The following is an 18,079-nucleotide window of genomic DNA, read 5'->3' on the forward strand; positions in this document are numbered from 1 at the left end:
CCCGCAGTTGCGCTTCACTTCGCTCACTGTGGTCAGCTCGCGGCGGGACTTGCACCCGCAGGAGTGCGCCCATGCTGGGCGCACCAAAAAAACGGGGCCGGCATCACTGCCGGCCCCGCTTGCTCCATTACTGGCTGTCTGCTTTTACTTCTTCGCTGCGCCCGCCGAAGGACCGCCCTTGAAGTACTTGAAGAATTCCGAGCTTGGATCCATGACCATGATGTCGTTCGGCCCCTTGAACGTGGCGCGGTAAGCTTCCAGGCTACGGTAAAACTTGTAGAACTCCGGATTCCTGCCAAACGCTTCGGCATAGACCTGCGATGCCTTGGCGTCGCCTTCACCGCGGATATTCTCGGCCTTGCTATACGCTTCGGCCAGGATCACGGTGCGCTGCTTGTCGGCGTCGGCGCGGATTTTTTCCGAATCAGCCGAACCGGTCGAACGCAGCTCATTGGCCACGCGCACACGCTCGGACTTCATGCGTTCATACACCGAGTTATTGATCTGCTCGACGTAATCGACGCGTTTCAGGCGCACGTCGACGATGCCCACGCCGATGGCCTCGGCCTCGGCCGCCACCTTGACCTTGATCGCCTGCATCACCTTGCCGCGCTCGCCAGAGATCACTTCGCGCACGGTGCGCTTGGTGATTTCATCGTTCAGGGCGGCCTTGACGATTTGCGACATGCGGTTGCGGGCACGGCTTTCATCGCCGCCGAAGCTGCGGAAATATGTCCTCGGATTGACGATGCGCCACTTCACATACGCGTCGACGAGGATATTCTTCTTCTCGGCCGTGATGAAGCGTTCCGGCTCCGGCGTGTCAAGCGTCAGGACCCGCCTGTCCAGGTAGATGACGTTCTGGAACGGCGGCGGCAGCTTGAAGTACAAGCCTGGCTCGCTAATGACGTCCTTGAGCTCGCCGAGGGCGAAGACCACGGCGTACTTGCGCTGATCGACGACGAACACGGTCGAAGACAACAGCATGATCGCGATAAAGCCCGCGATCAGGGCGGCGACGATACGGTTCATTAGCGGCTCTCCCGTTCACGCGAAGAACGGCCGTCACGGCGCGAATTGACTTCGACTGTCTGCATGGTTTCCTGTGGCAAAACGGTGGTGGTGGCAGGCGAGGCAGCTGCGCGCGCCACCGCAGCGGTGGCGTCCGACGCTGCCGTCTGGGCAATCAGCTTGTCCAGTGGCAGGTACAGCAGATTGCTGCCCGTCTTCGCGTCGACCATGACCTTGCTGGTACTGGAGAACACTTGCTGCATCGTTTCCAGATACATGCGGTCACGCGTCACGGCAGGCGCCTTCTGGTACTCGACCAGCACCTGCTTGAAGCGCGAGGCGTTACCGGTGGCGTTTTCCGTCACCATGGCGCGGTAGGCTTCGGCCTCCTGGATCAGACGGAAGGCCGCGCCGTGCGCTTTTGGAATCACGTCGTTGGCATAGGCTTCGCCTTCATTCTTCTGGCGTTCGCGGTCTTGCCCTGCTTTCACGGCATCGTCGAAAGCGGCTTGCACCTGCTCCGGCGGCTGCACGGCCTGCATCGTGACATTGTTGATCAACACGCCGACCTTGTAATCATCAAGAATCTGCTGCATCAATTTCTGCGTGTCAAAGGCCACTTTTTCGCGGCCTTCATACAGCACGAAGTCCATCTTGCTGCGGCCGACCACTTCGCGGATCGCCGTTTCGGCGACCTGGCGCAAGGTGTCTTCCTGGTCGCGCACGTTGAACAGCCATTCGACGGGATCTTTCAGGGTGTACTGCACCGCAAACTGAATGTCGATGATGTTTTCATCGTCGGTCAGCATCAGCGATTCGCTGGCCTGCTTGTTGTTCAGCGAAGTGCGGTAACCGACTTCCACGGTACGCACCTGCGACACATTGACGGTTTCGTCGGTCTGGAACGGGTACGGCCAGCGCCAGTTGAAACCGGCCGGCGTGGTGCGCGTGACGTGGCCAAAGGTCAGCACGACGCCGCTCTGACCCTCTTGCACGATGAAGGCGCCGCTGGCAAGCCAGATTAGCACCGCGATCACGCCGACCACGCCGGCAGTGATGCCTGCGCCCTTCATGTCCGGGCGAGGGCCATTGCCGCCGCCACCATTGCCGCCATTATCGGGACGGTTATTCTTTTGTCCGAAAAAGGCGTTCAGGCGCTGATTGAAATCACGCCACAATTGATCCAGGTCCGGCGGACCTTCACCGGGCTTTTTGCCTTCTTGGGCTTTCTTGCCGTCGTCCTTGCGATTGCCCCAGCGGGGATCATTCAGGGATAACTTCAAGCCTGTTTTTTTGAGTAGGGAGACAAGCATAACTATCGTGTTCCGACTTGAGAGTGGGTGGAAAACCTATCATCCTGGTCTGGCTCTTCGGCCTGATCCGGGGCGGCGCCATCGTGCTGCTGGTCGTGCTCGTGCTGACTGTGCTGGTCTTGCTGTTCCGCTTCGCCATCCCGATAGCGATGGGCCGAAGCTGGCGCATTCTTTGCCATCTCGACGATCGCCTCGCGCAGCAGGTCAAGACCGCTACCTTTTTGCGCACTGACGAAGACGCGACTGATCGTAGCATATTCATCACGCTCTATCGACGGTTCCAGTCCGGCCGCATCGATCTTGTTCCACACGAGGATTTGCGGAATATGATCGGCGCCGATCTCTTTCAAGACCAGGTTGACCTGTTCGATCTGCTCCATGCGCACCGGCGACGAAGCGTCGACGACGTGCAGCAGCAAATCGGCATGGATGGTTTCTTCGAGCGTGGCGCGGAAAGCGGCCACCAGCTGATGCGGCAATTCGCGCACGAAGCCGACCGTGTCGGAGATCACCACATTGCCCACTTCCTGGCCCAGGTAAACCCGGCGCGAAGTAGTGTCCAGGGTGGCGAACAACTGGTCGGCGACATACACGCCAGCCTTGGTCACGGCGTTGAACAGGGTCGACTTGCCGGCATTGGTATAGCCGACCAGGGACACCGAAAACGTGTGATTGCGGCCGCGCGCACGGCGCTGGGTTTCGCGCTGCTTGTGCAGCTTTTCCAGGCGAGCCCGGAGTGCCTTGACACGGTCGCCGATCAGCCGGCGGTCGGTCTCGAGCTGCGTCTCGCCGGGACCGCGCAAGCCGATACCGCCCTTTTGCCGCTCAAGGTGAGTCCAGCCGCGTATCAGACGTGTGGCCAGATGCTGCAACTGGGCCAGCTCGACCTGCAGCTTGCCCTCGTGGCTCTTGGCGCGCTGCGCAAAGATATCGAGGATCAGGCTGGTACGGTCGAGCACCCGCACATTCAGGCGCTTTTCCAGATTGCGCTGCTGTGCCGGCGAGAGGGCGTGATTGAAGATGACGATTTCCAGCTGGTCATTGACGACCACGTCGCCTATCTCGTCGGCCTTGCCGCTACCGACAAAATAGGCGGAATCGGGACTGGAACGCTTGGCCGTCATGGTGGAAATCGGATCCGCACCAGCTGAACGCGACAACAGCATCAATTCCTCCATGCTGGCGGCAAAGTCGCTGTGACCGAAGTCAACCCCGACTAGTGCCGCGCGCATGATGGAAACGAATAAGTTGCAGCGAACAGTGACGCCGATGCAAATGCATCAGCGCCGCTGGCGCGGACGATGGCGTGGGAGGGTGAAAGGCGCTGGGCCGTCAAGCTCAACGCTTTACTCCGCTTCAGATTCAATATTGAGATTGACGGCACGGGCCGGCACCACTGTCGAGATGGCATGCTTGTACACCATCTGCGTGACCGTATTGCGCAGCAATACGACATATTGATCAAACGATTCGATATGACCTTGCAATTTAATACCATTGACCAGGTAAATCGAGACAGGAACATGCTCTTTGCGTAATGCATTGAGGAATGGGTCTTGTAACAGTTGCCCTTTGTTGCTCATAACAGCTCCGTTGTTTATGTTGTTGTGTAGAAATTGGAGGCGACTCGCTTGATTTCAAGTGCTCACTCAGCATTCTCTTGCGGAGAATAATGCATCGCAGCTACTGTAACCTGTTTTCGCGATCGCTGTCGCGCATGCACATGGCCCAGGAAATATTACCGTCACCACGTCCAGTTTATTTAAAATCGGCACCGCATTTTCCATGCGGCGCCTTAATGTAAACTTAATTACTAACCATTTAAGCAATCAACCGTATTTTTACAATTTCAATACAGTTTATTTCGGCGTTCTGGCAAACGGATTTTTACCGGTCCGCAATTCAATCCGCAATGGCGTACCGACCAACGAGAAAGTATCGCGGAAATGTTTTTCCAAATAACGCTTATACGGATCGCCCACGGCATCGAGTGCATTACCGTGAATGACGATCACCGGCGGGTTCATGCCGCCCTGGTGAGCATAACGCAATTTCGGACGGATCGAGCCCTTGCGGCGCGGTTCCTGCTTCTCTACCGCCTCGATCAGGGCGCGCGTCAGCTTCGGCGTCGACAGGTCGCACATGGCGGCCGCATACGCAGCGTTGAGCGACTTCATCAATGGACCGATGCCGCTGCCTTTCAGCGCCGAAATAAAGTGCATATTGGCAAAAGACAGGAAATCGAGCTTGCGGTCGAGATCGATCTTGATTTCATCGCGTTCGTGCGATTGCAAGCCATCCCATTTATTCACGGCCACCACCAGCGCGCGGCCCGATTCCAGAATAAAGCCGGCGATATGCGCGTCTTGTTCGGAAATATCTTGCTGCGCGTCGAGCAGCAGCACCACCACGTTGGCCTCGGAAATCGATTGCAGCGTCTTGACGACCGAGAATTTCTCGATCGCTTCAAACACCTTGCCACGGCGGCGGATACCGGCCGTGTCGATCAGCGTGTATTGCTGGCCATCGCGCTCGAACGGAATCTCGATCGAATCGCGGGTCGTGCCCGGCATGTCGAAGGCGATTACGCGCTCTTCGCCCAGCAGGGTGTTGACCAGGGTGGACTTGCCCACGTTCGGGCGGCCGACCAGGGCGATCTTGATGCCACGGTCAGTCTTTTCCAGCTCTTCAGGCTCTTCCGGACGCTGCGCAAAGGCCGTGTCGAGCATGACTTCGACCAGGTCGTTGACGCCGTCGCCGTGCGCGGACGAGATCGCATACGGATCGCCCATGCCCAGTTCGTAGAACTCGGACACGACGGCCGTATAGCGCATGCCCTCGCTCTTGTTGACCACCAGCAAGACCGGACGGCCGCTCTTGCGCAGGAAGTCAACGATGGTCTTGTCATGCGGCGTCAGGCCTTGACGGCCGTCCACGATGAACACCACCACGTCGGCCTCGGCCACGGCCTGCTTGGTCTGCAGTGCCATCTGGTGCATGATGCCTTCCTTGGCGACGGGTTCGAAACCACCCGTATCGATGACCAGGAAGGGACGTTCGCCGACACGGCCTTCGCCATAGTGACGATCGCGCGTCAACCCAGGCAAATCCGCCACCAGCGCATCGCGCGAGCGGGTCAGACGATTGAATAAAGTCGATTTCCCAACATTGGGTCGACCTACTAGTGCTATTACCGGCTTCATTGTATTACTCGACCGCGAGAGCGGTCACTGTCCCTGATTGGGTTTGAAAAATCAAATTCGAACCGGCGATGACGGGAGCCGAAACAATCGGGCTGCCGTCGGTGCTGACCCGACCTATAAATGCGCCATCTTCCCGTGACAGGAAGTGGATGTAACCTTGATAATCACCAACAGCTACGCTGCGGCCAAACGAGGCCGGCGTCGACACGCGGCGGCGTGCCAGCCCGTCATTCTTCCAGGCGCTCTGCCCTGCCTCACGGCTGAACGCCGTGACGGCGCCCTGCTCATCGACAGCAAACACGAAACGCTGGTCGACCGCCACGCCCACGTCGGACGAGTACGGCTTGGTCCAGCGCGGCACGCCGGTGGCTGCATCGAAGCAGCCGGCCTTGCCCTGGTAAGTCACGGTGCACACTTCGCTTTCAAACACCACCGGCGTACCGGCGATGTCTGACACACGTTCAAGTTCGGTGGCGCCGCGTGGTTCGCTGACGACGTTTTCCCAGCGTACCACACCGGTCGCCGCCGTCAGCGCCATCAGTTTGCCGCCCGGCTGGGCCACGTAGAGATTGGCGCCGCCCAGCACCATGCCCGGCGCATTGCGCAAGGTCAATGCTGGCGTGGCGCGCTGCACCACCCATTTGCGCTCACCCGTCTTGGCGTCGAGGCCGACGATGCGGTTATCCACGCTGCGTATCGCGACGATACCCTGGCTGACGACAGGCGCCGTCAACACTTCGCTCGAGGCCTGATACGTCCACAATGGCTTGCCATCGGCATCAAAAGCCAGCACAGTGCCCTTGGCGGCGCCCACCGCCACGATGCTGCCGTCGGTGCCGGCGCTGGAGGTAATGTCGCTACCGGCCTTGACGCGCCAGGTTTCACGGCCGGTGGCGGCATCGAGACGCGCCAGGGCGCCATCGGCACTGACCACATACAGGCTGCTGCCGGACAAGGCAGGCGTGAAGGCATACACGCCCGACTTGCCGATGGAATACTTCCATGCATCGCGCACGGCGAGGCTAGACTTTAACTCGACCAATGGAGCTGGCTCGACTTTCGGATCTTTTTTGGCAAACGGATTCAAGGACGAGCAACCCGCCACCAGGACCAAGAGGCTTGCAGCTACCAGCTTTTCAGTGACACGCATAAGTGTTATCCAACCTTCTTCTTGTACTTGTAAGGGTCGAGCCGCCGGCGTGAGTGCCGCGCAGCAGAACCGCTAGTTTTCTTATCAAGCAGCAACTCAGGCAGCAGCTTGATCTGCCTTGGCCGTGTCTTCCGGCACCGTTCCGCCGATGGCTTCCAGTTTGATCTGGATCAACTGACGGCCTGGATTATCCTTGGCAGTCGCGGCCAGCGCCGCCAGGTAAGCGGTACGGGCATCGGCCAGCTTGTTTTGCGCCACCAGGATATCGCCCTTGCGGTCGGCCACGGCGCCGGCAAATTGCGGCACGTTGGCGGACGCCAGCACTTTCAGCGCTTCGTCATACGACTTTTCATCCATCAGCACGCCAGCCAGGCGCAGCTGCGCGATGACCTTGTATTCTTCGGCGCCATGGTCCGCTACCCATTGCAGCTGGGTCTTGGCGGCTTTCAGGTCATTGGCATCGAAAGCCGTCTTGGCCGCTGCCAGCGAGGCCATCTGCGCGTAAGCCGTACGGCTGAAACGCGACTGCATGTCGGACGCCGCGCGCTGCACCTTGGCATTGTCCTTGGCGACGATGGCGTTTTGCAATTCATCGTACAACTGGCCCGCTTGCGCCGCCTGGGTGCGCTGGTAGTACTGCCAGCCCGCCCAGCCACTGTAGGCGGCCAGCGCCACGATCAAGACCCAGGAGGTCAGGTTGCCGTTGCGCTGCCACCAGGCTTTGAGGGTTGCCAGTTGTTCTTGTTCTTCGTGATCGTATGCCATGAGTCGTCAGTTTTAATGAATAGTTAATCGAAGTTAGCGAAGGGTAGAACGGTATTTTTCAGCTTAATGATGGTGATGCACGTGGCCATCCGCACCATGGTCGTGGCCGCAATCGTGGCCGCCGATGATCTGGTCCACCAGGTAATCGACGACGTCGTCAAACGGCACCGTGTTTTGCTGCGATCCGGCTTCCGCTTCACGCATGGCTTTCACCGTGGCGACATGGTTGGCGATTTCATCGTCGCCCAGGATCACGGCAAACGCCGCACCGCTGGCGTCGGCCTTTTTCATCTGGTTCTTGAACGCGCCGCCGCCATTGCTCGCTGCGCAATGTAGCACAACGTCCAGGCCCGCATCGCGTATCCGCTCTGCCAGCACGAAGGCCTGCAAGCCCGCTGCTTCGCCCTGATGCACCAGATAGACGTCGCACAGGGCTGGCTGTTCCGGCTCGGCAGCGTCTTTCATCAGCAACACCAGGCGCTCGACACCCATGCCGAAACCGACCGCTGGCGTCGATTTGCCGCCAAACATTTCCACCATGCCGTCGTAGCGGCCACCGGCGCAGACCGTGCCTTGTGCGCCCAGCTTGTCGCTGACCCACTCGAACACGGTGCGGTTGTAATAGTCCAGGCCGCGCACCAGGCGTGGATTGATGGTGAAGGGAATATTGTTGTGGTTCAGAATCTTTTGCACGCCGGCAAAGTGCGCCAGCGATTCTTCGCCCAGATAATCCAGCAGCTTGGGCGCGCCGTTGACCAGGTCCTGCATGGCAGGGTTCTTGGTATCGAGGATGCGCAGCGGATTGCTGTGCAGGCGGCGCTTGGCTTCTTCGTCGAGCAGCTCGCTGTGGCCTTCCAGGTAGGCGATCAGATCAAAGCGGTGGCGCAGGCGCTCCGCCGCATCGCCAATCGAATTGAGTTCCAGGCGGATGCCGTCCAGGCCCAGGTCATCCCACAGGCGGCGGGTCATCATGATCAGCTCGGCATCGATATCGGGACCGGTAAAGCCGATCGCTTCCGCGCCAAACTGGTGGAACTGGCGATAACGGCCTTTTTGCGGACGCTCGTGGCGGAACATCTGGCCCTTGTACCACAGGCGTTTCGGGCCTTCGTAGACCAGGTTGTGCTCGACCACCGCGCGCACCACGCCCGCCGTGCCTTCAGGGCGCAGGGTCAGGTTGTCGCCGTTCATCGAATCGATGAACGAGTACATTTCCTTTTCCACAATATCGGTCACGGCGCCGATGGCGCGCGCGAACAACTTGGTTTCTTCGACGATAGGCGTGCGGATTTGCTGGAAGCCATAGCTTTGCAGCACGGACTGCGCCGTGTTTTCAAACAATTCCCACAGGGCGGCATCGGCTGGCAGCACATCGTTCATGCCCTTCACCGCGGTGATTTTATCGAATTTTTTATTATCAGACATAGTGTTCTTCTTTACTGTTTTTACCGGTATATGCTCAGGCAGCTACTTTGCCGTAGTGGCTCTTCACATAATTCAAGACGATGTCCTGGAATTCTTCCACGATGCGTTCGCCGCGCAGGGTGACGAACTTTTCGCCATCGACAAACACCGGCGCGGCTGGCGATTCGCCGGTGCCGGGCAAGCTGATGCCGATGTTGGCGTGTTTCGATTCGCCTGGACCGTTGACGATGCAGCCCATCACGGCCACATTCATCGCTTCCACGCCCGGATAGGCTTTTTTCCACTCCGGCATCTGCTCGCGCAGATAGGTCTGGATATTGTCCGCCAGTTCCTGGAAGGTGGTCGAGGTGGTGCGGCCGCAACCCGGGCAGGCAATCACCATCGGCGCGAACTTGCGCAGTCCCATGGTTTGCAAGATTTCCTGGCCGACGATCACTTCACGCGTACGGTCGCCGCCCGGTTCAGGCGTGAGCGAAATGCGGATGGTGTCGCCGATGCCTTCTTGCAGCAGCACCGACAGCGCCGCCGTCGAGGCCACGATACCCTTGCTGCCCATGCCCGCTTCCGTCAGGCCCAGGTGCAGCGGATAATCGCAGCGTCTGGACAATTCGCGGTAGACGGCGATCAGATCCTGCACGCCAGAAACCTTGCACGACAGAATGATCTTGTCGCGGCCCAGGCCCAGTTCTTCGGCGCGCACGGCGTTTTCTATCGCCGACGTCACCAGCGCTTCATACATGACTGCTTGTGCCGGCCATGGTTCGGCGCGGCCCGCGTTTTCATCCATGATGCGTGCGAGCAAGGCTTGATCCAGGCTGCCCCAGTTCACGCCGATACGCACCGGCTTGTCATACTTGCAGGCCGCTTCGATCATTTGCGCAAATTGCGTATCGCGCTTGGCGCCCTTGCCCACGTTGCCGGGGTTGATGCGGTATTTCGACAGCGCGCGCGCGCAATCGGGGTAATCGTTCAGCAAGGTATGGCCGTTGTAATGGAAATCGCCCACCAGCGGCACGTCGATGCCCATCTTGTCGAGCTGATCGCGGATGTAGGGCACGGCCGCGGCCGATTCCGGCCGGTCCACCGTCAGGCGCACCAGTTCGGAGCCGGCACGCGCCAGTTCCTTGATCTGGATCGCCGTGCCGATCGCATCGGCCGTATCCGTATTGGTCATCGACTGCACCACCACAGGGGCGTCGCCGCCCACCCAGATCTGGCGCTGGCCGTGCGCGACCAGCACTTTGCGGCTGTCGCGGCGGCCTGAAGGACCGGAAGCTATCGCTGTATTCGAGGTAGCCATATGTTTCGTCTTGTGAGTTATTTATTGCAATTGTGACTATTTATTCGATGTTGACACGTGCAATCGTACCACCCTGCACGGTCGGCAAGTCCAGTTTGCTGCCGCGCAGGGTCGCTTGCACGGCGCCTGGCTTGCCGACCACCAGGGTTGCCGGGCCGGTGAGATTGAACGTTTCCGTGCTGCCAGCACGCATCATGCGCGAGACCAGCGGCGTCGTGCCACGGCGGCGAATTTCTACCCAGGAATCTTGCTCCAGCTTCAGCACCAGCACATTCGCGCCTGCAGCGGCAGCAGCCGGCGGCGTGACAGCGGCCGCTTCAGCGACAGGGGCAGGCACTGGCGCAGCAGGCACGGCGACAGCCGGCGCCGGCGTTGGCGTCGCGGCTGCAGCCGAGGCAGCCGTTCCCGTCTGCGTATCATTTGCCGGCGGCGGCACGGAGATCAAGGGCACGGACGGCGTTTGCACGGGCGTCAAATCCTGGCCTGGCTTGATCAGGGTAGTTTCCACCGGACCGGACATGGCCGGATGATCGGCTTCCTTTTCCTTGGTATCCACATGGGCCAGCAAGGCAGCCGGCACATAGCCAAGCTTGTAAGCGCCAAAAGCGGCAACCGCCACCACGACCACGGCGCCAACGATCCAGACCACCGGCGAACTGGACGAACGCTGCGTCATCGATGGAAAACGCGACTCTGAAAACGTGGCGGAAATTTCACGCCGCACCGGGGCGACCGGATCTTGCGTCGGCGCTGCCGCCACTTCGATCAGGGCCACCAGCGGCGCCGCATCGAGCCTGACCACCTTGGCGTAGGCGCGCACGAAACCGCGCACCACGGCCACGTTCGGCAAAGCCGCCGTATCGCCCGCTTCCAGTGCGATCACCTGGCGCGGCGCCAGCTTGAGCTGGTCCGCCACCTGCTCCACCGGCCAGCCCAAAGCCTCGCGCTGCGCCTTCAATTGCGCGCCTGCCGAGGCCAGACCGCCACCGCGGGGCTGCTGCTGAGGCGTTTCTGCCTGCTCTGAATTCATTGGTATCCCTGTCTCACTCATCAAACGCCCCATTTTGATAAGCAGCATATTCGGGGGAGGCGGAATGGTGGTGACGCAATTGCGCCGCCAGGCCAGCCTCCGCGCTCACATCCCCGAGCTGATGCTGCACCTTGATCCCGAGCCACAGCACATCGGCTGTTTGACTCTCCATAGTCGCTACTGTACCGAGCCGCGCAAGATAATACGCGGCTTGCCGGTAGTCTTGCTGTTCGTAATATACGCGCACCAGACCGGCGTTGGTCTCTGCCACGTCCGGCGCAATCTGCAGCGCCCGCAGCCAATACGCCCCGGCGCGCTGATATTGTTTCAGACTCGCACTGCAGACGCCCGCATTATGCAGCGCCTTGCCGGGCGAAACATAGCTGGCATCCTGCAGTGCAGCGTCAAAATAAGCCAGCGATTGCGCCGCGCGTCCTGTCTGGCATAAAAACAGGCCGTAATTATTGCTCAACTCAGGATTGTGGGGCGCAAGGCGCAAGGCGTAAAGGAAATCTTTCTCAGCAGGCAAAATTTGCTGCCGGCCCGCCTGTATCAGTGCGCGCATGCCATAGGCCTGGGCGTCGTTCGGCGCCAGCGACAAAGCCTGCGTCACCTCTTCCAAAGCCACGTCCAGCTGGCCCTGGCCATAATAGGCGCTGGCCAGTTGCAAACGCAGGCTGGCGCGCTGCTGGGCCGAACTGGCGGCAGTGGCGGCCATCGCCTTGTCATCGTGCGCAGCGGAAGCACAGCCGACCAGCAGCACAGCCAGGCTGACAAAGGCCACAGCGAGCGAGCGATGGTAAGCCATGCTTTCCCCCATCAGGAGCGGATCTCCACGATTTTTCCGAAATTGGCGCCAAACTTCTGCTGGTATTCCGTCATCTTTTCCATGCGCTCCTGCACCCGCGTGCGGTCCTTGACTTCGCCGGCCAGCTGGCCGCAGGCAGCATCGATATCATCGCCGCGCGTCTTGCGCACGGTGGTGATGATGCCGCCATCCATCAGCACCTGGGCAAACGCCTTGATGCGCGGATTTTTCGAACGGAACAGGCCCGATTCCGGGAAGGGGTTGAACGGGATCAGGTTGAACTTGCAGTTCACGCCGAACTCGCGGTCTTGCACCAGCGCCAGCAGTTCGCGCGCGTGCTCGTCGCTGTCGTTGACGCCGTCCAGCATGCAGTACTCAAAGGTAATGAAATCGCGTGGGGCGAATTCCAGGTAGCGCTTGCAGGCCGCCATCAATTCCTTCAGCGGATATTTCTTGTTCAGTGGAATCAGCCCGTCGCGCAGCTTGTCGTTCGAGGCGTGCAGCGAGACGGCCATGGCCACCGGCACTTCCTGCGACAATTTATCCATCATCGGCACCACGCCCGAGGTCGACAAGGTCACGCGGCGGCGCGACAGGCCGTAGGCGTTATCGTCGAGCATCAATTTGAGAGCGGTGACGGTCGGCTCAAAGTTCAGCAGGGGCTCGCCCATGCCCATCATCACCACGTTGGTGATCTGGCGCTCGCCTTTCGGGCCCGGTTCGATACCCTTGGTGCGGCGCAATTCAAATTCTGCCATCCACAACTGGCCGATGATTTCACCGACGGTCAGGTTGCGGTTGAAGCCTTGCTTGCCGGTCGAGCAGAAACGGCAATTGACGGCACAGCCGGCCTGGGTCGAGATGCACAGGGTACCGCGGTTTTCTTCCGGAATGAACACGGTTTCCACGGCATTGCCATTGCCCACGTCGACCAGCCATTTGCGCGTGCCGTCCGTCGAGGTATGGTCGCTGATGATGGCCGGGGCGCGCACTTCGGCGCGCGTGGCCAGCTTGTCGCGCAGCGACTTGGCCAGGTCCGTCATGGCGTCGAAGTCGGAGGCGCCAAACTGGTGTATCCAGCGTTGCAATTGTTTCGCACGAAACGGTTTCTCTCCCAACTCGGCGCAGTAGGCGATGAGTTGCGCGGGATCGAGGTCCAGCAAGTTGGTGAGTGTCGTCGTATTCATGATCATGTCTATTCTAAAAATCCGTCCCCGCGCGCGCAGAAAAAAAACAGGCGCAGCGGGAACAGGGGGTGATAAAGTTATTTCACAGATAACGCCAGGAAATAACGTTATCTAAGGCAATTAAGCCTTCAGTTCTGGGAAGAAGTAAGCGATTTCTACTTGGCCAGCTTCGACAGCGTCGGAACCGTGTACTGCGTTAGCGTCGATCGAATCAGCGAAATCGGCGCGGATCGTGCCTTTTTCTGCTTTCTTCGGATCGGTTGCGCCCATCAGGTCGCGGTGGGCCAGAACGGCGTTTTCGCCTTCCAGAGCCTGGATCATGACTGGGCCGGAAACCATGAAGTCCACCAGGTCTTTGAAGAAGCCGCGCTCTTTGTGCGCTGCGTAGAAGCCTTCAGCTTGTTCGCGCGACAGTTGGGTCATGCGGGCTGCAACGATTTTCAAGCCAGCGTTTTCGAAACGGCTGTAGATTTGGCCGATTACATTTTTTGCAACTGCGTCTGGTTTGATGATCGACAGGGTGCGTTCGATTGCCATGTGTGAAAACTCCAATAAAAAGAAAGGTTTAAAACGTAAATTGAGAACTCAATCAACCTTTGATTTTACCATACTACGCCCCATATCTCCCAGACAAGCAGGCCACATCTTCCAGCCCCAGCTGACTTTAATGCAATCTTAAGCTGTTTTTTTTGCAAAAAGCGGGGTCCATGCTATCCTTGGCCGCAGTAGCAATTTGAATCGATCACACGGAGGCACTATGAATCAGAACATGCAACGCACTTTTGACCTGTCGGGAGGCATGCAGCAAGTACGCCACCAGGTCTTGCGCAACACTTACTGGCTGCTGGCGCTGTCCATGATACCGACCGTGATGGGCGCTTTCGTCGGCGTACAACTGCATCTGCCGATGCTGCATGGCGGCATGGGCTTCATCATCTTCATGGCAGTCGCCTTCGGCTTCATGTTTGCGATTGAAAAAACCAAGAACTCGGGCCTGGGCGTCGCCGTCCTGCTGGGCTTCACCTTCTTCATGGGCCTGATGCTCACGCCTATCCTGACCCGCACGCTCGGCTATTCGAACGGCGGCACCCTGATCATGACGGCGTTTGGCGGCACGGCCACCATCCTGGCCGTGATGGCAACCATCGCCACGGTCTCGAAACGCGATTTCTCGGCCATGGGCAAATGGCTGTTCGCCGGCGTGATCGTGCTGATCCTGGCATCGGTAGCGAACATCTTCCTGGGCCTGTCGGCACTGTCGATCGTGATCTCGCTGGTCGCCATCGCCATCTTCTCGGCTTACATCCTGTATGACGTGCAGCAAATCATCAACGGCGGCGAGACCAACTACATCTCGGCCACCCTGCGCATCTACCTGGACGTGTACAACATCTTCACCAGCCTGCTCTCTTTGCTGGGCCTCGCAGGCGGCAGCCGCGACTAAGGTTTAAGGCTGGAAAATCAAAAGCCGACCTGCGGGTCGGCTTTTTTACGTCTGCAGCATCCACTTTTACATCGTTTTCCACCGCTCGGCCACCGCGCGCAAACAGGCACGGGCGCGGTCCAGGGTGGGATTGTCGCGCTGGGCCGCATACACGGCGTAGGCCGAATGCGAGAATTCGGGTGCGCCATGCACGCGGAACAGCTGGCCCGCATCAAGATACGGGCGCGCCATGCCGACCCGAAAATAACTGGCGCCGCCCACTTCGCGCAAATACATCAGCGCCAGCGGCCCCAGCGAAATCGAGACGGGCGGGCTGCTCAGCTCGGGAAACGCAGCCTGGTGATTGGCGGCAAAGCTGGGCCCCCAGTCGACATACACATAGGCATCGGCATGCATCTGCCCATCGGGGCGGGTGGTCAGCATCACCAGTTTTTCCTCGGCCAGCAATTCACTGACGAGCCCCGGGCGCTGCGGCGGGTTGTACAGCACGGCCAGGTCCAGCGAGCCGTCATGCACCGCGTCGAGCAGGCGCGCCGGGCTATCGACCTCTGCCCGCAAGGCGATCCTGGGGCAATCGCGGTTCATGCCGATCAGCCATTCGCCCAGCATGGGCTGCCACAGGCTCAGTTCGCAGCCGATGCTGATGCCATCTTCACGCCCCGGCGGCAAGGCCACCTGATGGCGCGCCCGCTCCCACACTTGCACCATGGTCGCCGCGTGGCGCATGAAACGCTCGCCGGCGGGCGTCAGGCGCGCGCCAGCCTTGTTGCGCACGAAGAGCTGGCGGCCCAGCTGCTGCTCCAGGGTGCGGATGCGGGCGCTGACCGCCGTTTGCGTGACATGCATGCGCTCGGCCGCCATGATGAAACTGCCGCAGGAAGCCACTTCCAGAAAGGTACGCGCTTGATTGATATCCATCAGAAGATGATAGCAGTTACGCCCTGTTTGATTGTGGCCATCAGCTGACCCGCTGGTAGCCGCCCAGCACACCCTGCTTGGACAGCACCCACTGCCACAATTGCAGGTCGCGCGCGCGGAAGGCGCCGGCGCAGGACAGCAGATAATACGACCACATGCGGCGGAAGCGTTCTCCCAGTTGATCGGCGAAACGGGGCCAGGCTTGCTCGAAGTTGGCATGCCAGGCCATCAGGGTCTTGTCGTAGTCGGCGCCAAAGTTATGCATGTCTTCGGCCACGAACAAATCATCCATGGCGTCGCCGATCTGGCCTACCGATGGCAAGTCGCCATTCGGGAAAATGTATTTGTCTATCCACGGATCGCTGGTCGACTGGCGCTTGTTCTTGCCGATGGTATGCAGCAGGAACAGGCCATCGTCCTCCAGGCAGCGGTGCGCCACCTCCATATAGGTGCGGTGGTTCTTGTGGCCCACGTGCTCGAACATGCCGATGCTGACGATGCGGTCGAAACGTTCGTGCATGTCGCGGTAATCCTGCAGGCGGAAATCGAGGTTTTCACCACCCGGCAAGCCGCGTGCATAGTCGGCCTGCTCTGTCGAAATCGTCACGCCCACGCATTGCACGCCGTATTTTTCTGCCGCATACCGCATGAAACTGCCCCAGCCGCAGCCGATGTCGAGCACGCGCATGCCCGGCTCCAGGCGCAGCTTGCGGCAGACCAGGTCCAGCTTGGCTTCCTGCGCCTCGGCCAGGCTGCTGGCGTCTTTCCAGTAGCCACAGGTGTAGGTCATGCGCGGATCGAGCATGGCGGCATAAAATTCATTGCCCAGGTCGTAGTGCTCCTTGCCCACCATCCAGGCGCGGCGCTCGCTTTGCAGATTGAACAATCGCGCCGTCAGCGCATGAAACGCCAGGCGCACCGGCTTGACTTCATCGCCCAGGCGCGCGCGCAGCAAGTGGGCAAAAAATTCGTCGAGCTGGCCCGCATCCCAGTCGCCATCCATATACGCTTCACCCAGGCCCAGGTTGCCGCTGGCGAAAGCCCGCTCGGGCACGCCCGGTTTGCGCAGCTGCATGTCCCAGGCAGCGTCGCCATTCAAATGGATGTCGGCCCTGGCCAGCAAGTCGGCCGCCGCGCGGTACAGCCGCGAGTCCGTGTTGACTGCCGGCTGTAACTGTTGTGTCGTGTGTTGCATATTCATGCCCTACTGCCTCCACTAGTCATGCCTGCGCCCGCCGGCAAGTTGGGACAAGGTGCCTGGCAGCGCAAGAGCAACAAAATTATCCGCCCGCCATCGTCATCTGGATAATGAAAGATGATGGCGATTCACAGCAAAATAATTGCACTGAAATGACTTGAATCCATCATTTAAGACTCGCACCGGCAGCATGAAGCGTGCTGAAGAATAAAAAAGCCGCCTGTTCGGCGGCTGTTGTCAGCGTGTTCGCGTCATGGACGGCAATAATCAAAAGTCGTGATTCTTGGGATACTTGCTGTAAAAATCGTTTTCCCATTTGAAGTTGGTGAAGGCAACCGTCAGCGAGATATCGAGCGCCTCGACAAAATGCCAGCAGCCGACCGGCAAAAACAGGATCTCGCCCGGTTCCAATATGCATTCGCGTACCTGCACGTCGCCCATCAGGGGATGGCGCTGCAGATCGATGTCGCGCCCGTCGACCGGCGTAAAACAGTGGCGCTGGTTGTACACGCGCGCCACTTCGCAGGCCGCCATGAGGCGCACGCGCTTGCGCCCCGCTACCTGGGCCATGAAATTATTCGTCAGATCGTGATGGAAGGGCGTGACGGTGCCGGCCGGGCCAAACCACAGAAAGCCCGTGCGCTCGCCCTGCACCAGATATTCGGGCAACTGGCCGATATCGTCCCACAACTCGCGCAGGGCTTGCCGGTTTTGCGAACTGTTATTGGCCGTCATGTAGAAATCGTTGGTCTGGCCGCTGTTTTCCACCAGGCTGGCGTACTCGCCAAAGGCCATCTTGCGCTTGTGGGCCAGGCTATTCATTTCATACTGCGCATCGGCTTCGCGGCCAAACTGCACCTCTACTACACGCTCGGCATAACGCTCGCGAAAATAGGCGGGACTCCATTTGCTGCGCGCCGGCCAGCCATCCATCATGCCGGTGATGATCACAGGCTGGTTCAGGCTATAAAACTCATCGAGGAAGGCTTGCGCCGACAGCTGGTGGCGACGCGGAATCTCAGGCGCGCGCAGCTGGTTCAGCCGGCGCTGGATATCGATCACCCAGTCGCGCTTGGCCAGCCGGTTCGACAGGCGCACGGCGCCCGCCAGATACGGGCTTTGCAGCGCCAGCTCCACTTCGCGGCGCGCCAGGTTTTCAGCGATGCCCGCCTGCTGCAGCACCGGCATCAGGCTGGAGGGATGGCTGCCCAGCATGAGGTTTTCCGCGATCCAGCTGCGCCACTCGCGGCTCAGCTCCTCGATACCCTGACCACCGTGCTGCCCAGCCATTGTCGCTACCGCCGCCATCTCCGCCTCCCGTTTATCT

17 protein-coding genes are annotated in these 18,079 nt (G+C 59.7%); 1 reads left to right on the plus strand and 16 read right to left on the minus strand.

What is annotated here, in order from left to right:
• Nucleotides 1-144 precede the first annotated feature (144 nt).
• The 13 genes from hflC to ndk all read right to left on the minus strand — a co-directional run bounded on the left by hflC (nt 145) and on the right by ndk (nt 13,729).
• Nucleotides 145-1,032: a protease modulator HflC gene (gene hflC, locus HDE72_RS10635; protein ID WP_183740223.1), complete on the minus strand. Its 888-nt coding sequence runs from the start codon at nt 1,030-1,032 to the stop codon at nt 145-147.
• Nucleotides 1,032-2,324, minus strand: coding sequence for an FtsH protease activity modulator HflK (hflK, locus tag HDE72_RS10640; protein WP_183740226.1), 1,293 nt, complete (start codon nt 2,322-2,324; stop codon nt 1,032-1,034). The genes hflC and hflK overlap by 1 nt, the downstream gene beginning before the upstream one ends.
• A 2-nt stretch (nt 2,325-2,326) precedes the next feature.
• The gene (gene hflX, locus HDE72_RS10645; protein ID WP_183740230.1) at nt 2,327-3,556 is read right to left on the minus strand and encodes a GTPase HflX; all 1,230 of its coding nucleotides are present in this window, start codon (nt 3,554-3,556) and stop codon (nt 2,327-2,329) included.
• A gap of 114 nt (nt 3,557-3,670) precedes the next feature.
• Nucleotides 3,671-3,907 (minus strand): RNA chaperone Hfq, encoded by a 237-nt coding sequence (hfq, locus tag HDE72_RS10650; protein ID WP_008450615.1) that lies wholly within the window; start codon nt 3,905-3,907, stop codon nt 3,671-3,673.
• Between the two features lie 276 nt (nt 3,908-4,183).
• Complete coding sequence (gene der, locus HDE72_RS10655; protein WP_183740234.1) at nt 4,184-5,527, minus strand: ribosome biogenesis GTPase Der; 1,344 nt, start codon at nt 5,525-5,527, stop codon at nt 4,184-4,186.
• Nucleotides 5,528-5,531: 4 nt separating this feature from the next.
• Nucleotides 5,532-6,677 carry an outer membrane protein assembly factor BamB gene (gene bamB / locus HDE72_RS10660; protein WP_183740237.1) on the minus strand — a complete coding sequence of 382 codons (1,146 nt, stop codon included), beginning with the start codon at nt 6,675-6,677 and terminating at the stop codon, nt 5,532-5,534.
• A gap of 96 nt (nt 6,678-6,773) precedes the next feature.
• On the minus strand, nt 6,774-7,442 hold the full coding sequence (locus tag HDE72_RS10665) for a YfgM family protein (RefSeq protein WP_183740240.1): 669 nt from the start codon (nt 7,440-7,442) through the stop codon (nt 6,774-6,776).
• A gap of 63 nt (nt 7,443-7,505) precedes the next feature.
• The gene (hisS, locus tag HDE72_RS10670; RefSeq protein WP_183740243.1) at nt 7,506-8,867 is read right to left on the minus strand and encodes a histidine--tRNA ligase; all 1,362 of its coding nucleotides are present in this window, start codon (nt 8,865-8,867) and stop codon (nt 7,506-7,508) included.
• 34 nt (nt 8,868-8,901) lie between these two features.
• Nucleotides 8,902-10,167 (minus strand): flavodoxin-dependent (E)-4-hydroxy-3-methylbut-2-enyl-diphosphate synthase, encoded by a 1,266-nt coding sequence (gene ispG, locus HDE72_RS10675; RefSeq protein WP_183740246.1) that lies wholly within the window; start codon nt 10,165-10,167, stop codon nt 8,902-8,904.
• A gap of 40 nt (nt 10,168-10,207) precedes the next feature.
• Nucleotides 10,208-11,197, minus strand: a complete 990-nt coding sequence (locus HDE72_RS10680; protein WP_183740249.1) for a RodZ domain-containing protein — start codon at nt 11,195-11,197, stop codon at nt 10,208-10,210.
• A gap of 13 nt (nt 11,198-11,210) precedes the next feature.
• On the minus strand, nt 11,211-12,005 hold the full coding sequence (pilW, locus tag HDE72_RS10685) for a type IV pilus biogenesis/stability protein PilW (RefSeq protein WP_183740252.1): 795 nt from the start codon (nt 12,003-12,005) through the stop codon (nt 11,211-11,213).
• 11 nt (nt 12,006-12,016) lie between these two features.
• A complete protein-coding gene (gene rlmN, locus HDE72_RS10690) occupies nt 12,017-13,192 on the minus strand; it encodes a dual-specificity RNA methyltransferase RlmN (protein ID WP_183740255.1) in 1,176 nt (391 codons plus the stop codon).
• A 120-nt stretch (nt 13,193-13,312) separates the two neighbouring features.
• Nucleotides 13,313-13,729, minus strand: coding sequence for a nucleoside-diphosphate kinase (gene ndk, locus HDE72_RS10695; protein ID WP_183740258.1), 417 nt, complete (start codon nt 13,727-13,729; stop codon nt 13,313-13,315).
• A gap of 220 nt (nt 13,730-13,949) precedes the next feature.
• On the opposite strand from ndk, the gene HDE72_RS10700 reads away from it, so the two are divergent.
• A complete protein-coding gene (locus HDE72_RS10700; RefSeq protein ID WP_183740261.1) occupies nt 13,950-14,636 on the plus strand; it encodes a Bax inhibitor-1/YccA family protein in 687 nt (228 codons plus the stop codon).
• A gap of 66 nt (nt 14,637-14,702) precedes the next feature.
• Here HDE72_RS10700 and HDE72_RS10705 read toward each other — a convergent pair whose 3' ends face one another.
• From HDE72_RS10705 to HDE72_RS10715, 3 genes are all read right to left on the minus strand, one after another.
• On the minus strand, nt 14,703-15,554 hold the full coding sequence (locus tag HDE72_RS10705; protein WP_183740266.1) for a LysR family transcriptional regulator: 852 nt from the start codon (nt 15,552-15,554) through the stop codon (nt 14,703-14,705).
• A gap of 40 nt (nt 15,555-15,594) precedes the next feature.
• Entirely contained in the window at nt 15,595-16,755 is a 1,161-nt protein-coding gene (gene cfa, locus HDE72_RS10710) for a cyclopropane fatty acyl phospholipid synthase (protein WP_183740269.1), read from the minus strand.
• A gap of 264 nt (nt 16,756-17,019) precedes the next feature.
• Nucleotides 17,020-18,042, minus strand: coding sequence for a cupin-like domain-containing protein (locus HDE72_RS10715; RefSeq protein ID WP_260176617.1), 1,023 nt, complete (start codon nt 18,040-18,042; stop codon nt 17,020-17,022).
• Nucleotides 18,043-18,079 lie beyond the last annotated feature (37 nt).

It is taken from the genome of Janthinobacterium saanense (genome assembly GCF_014200675.1).
GTDB lineage: Bacteria > Pseudomonadota > Gammaproteobacteria > Burkholderiales > Burkholderiaceae_D > Janthinobacterium.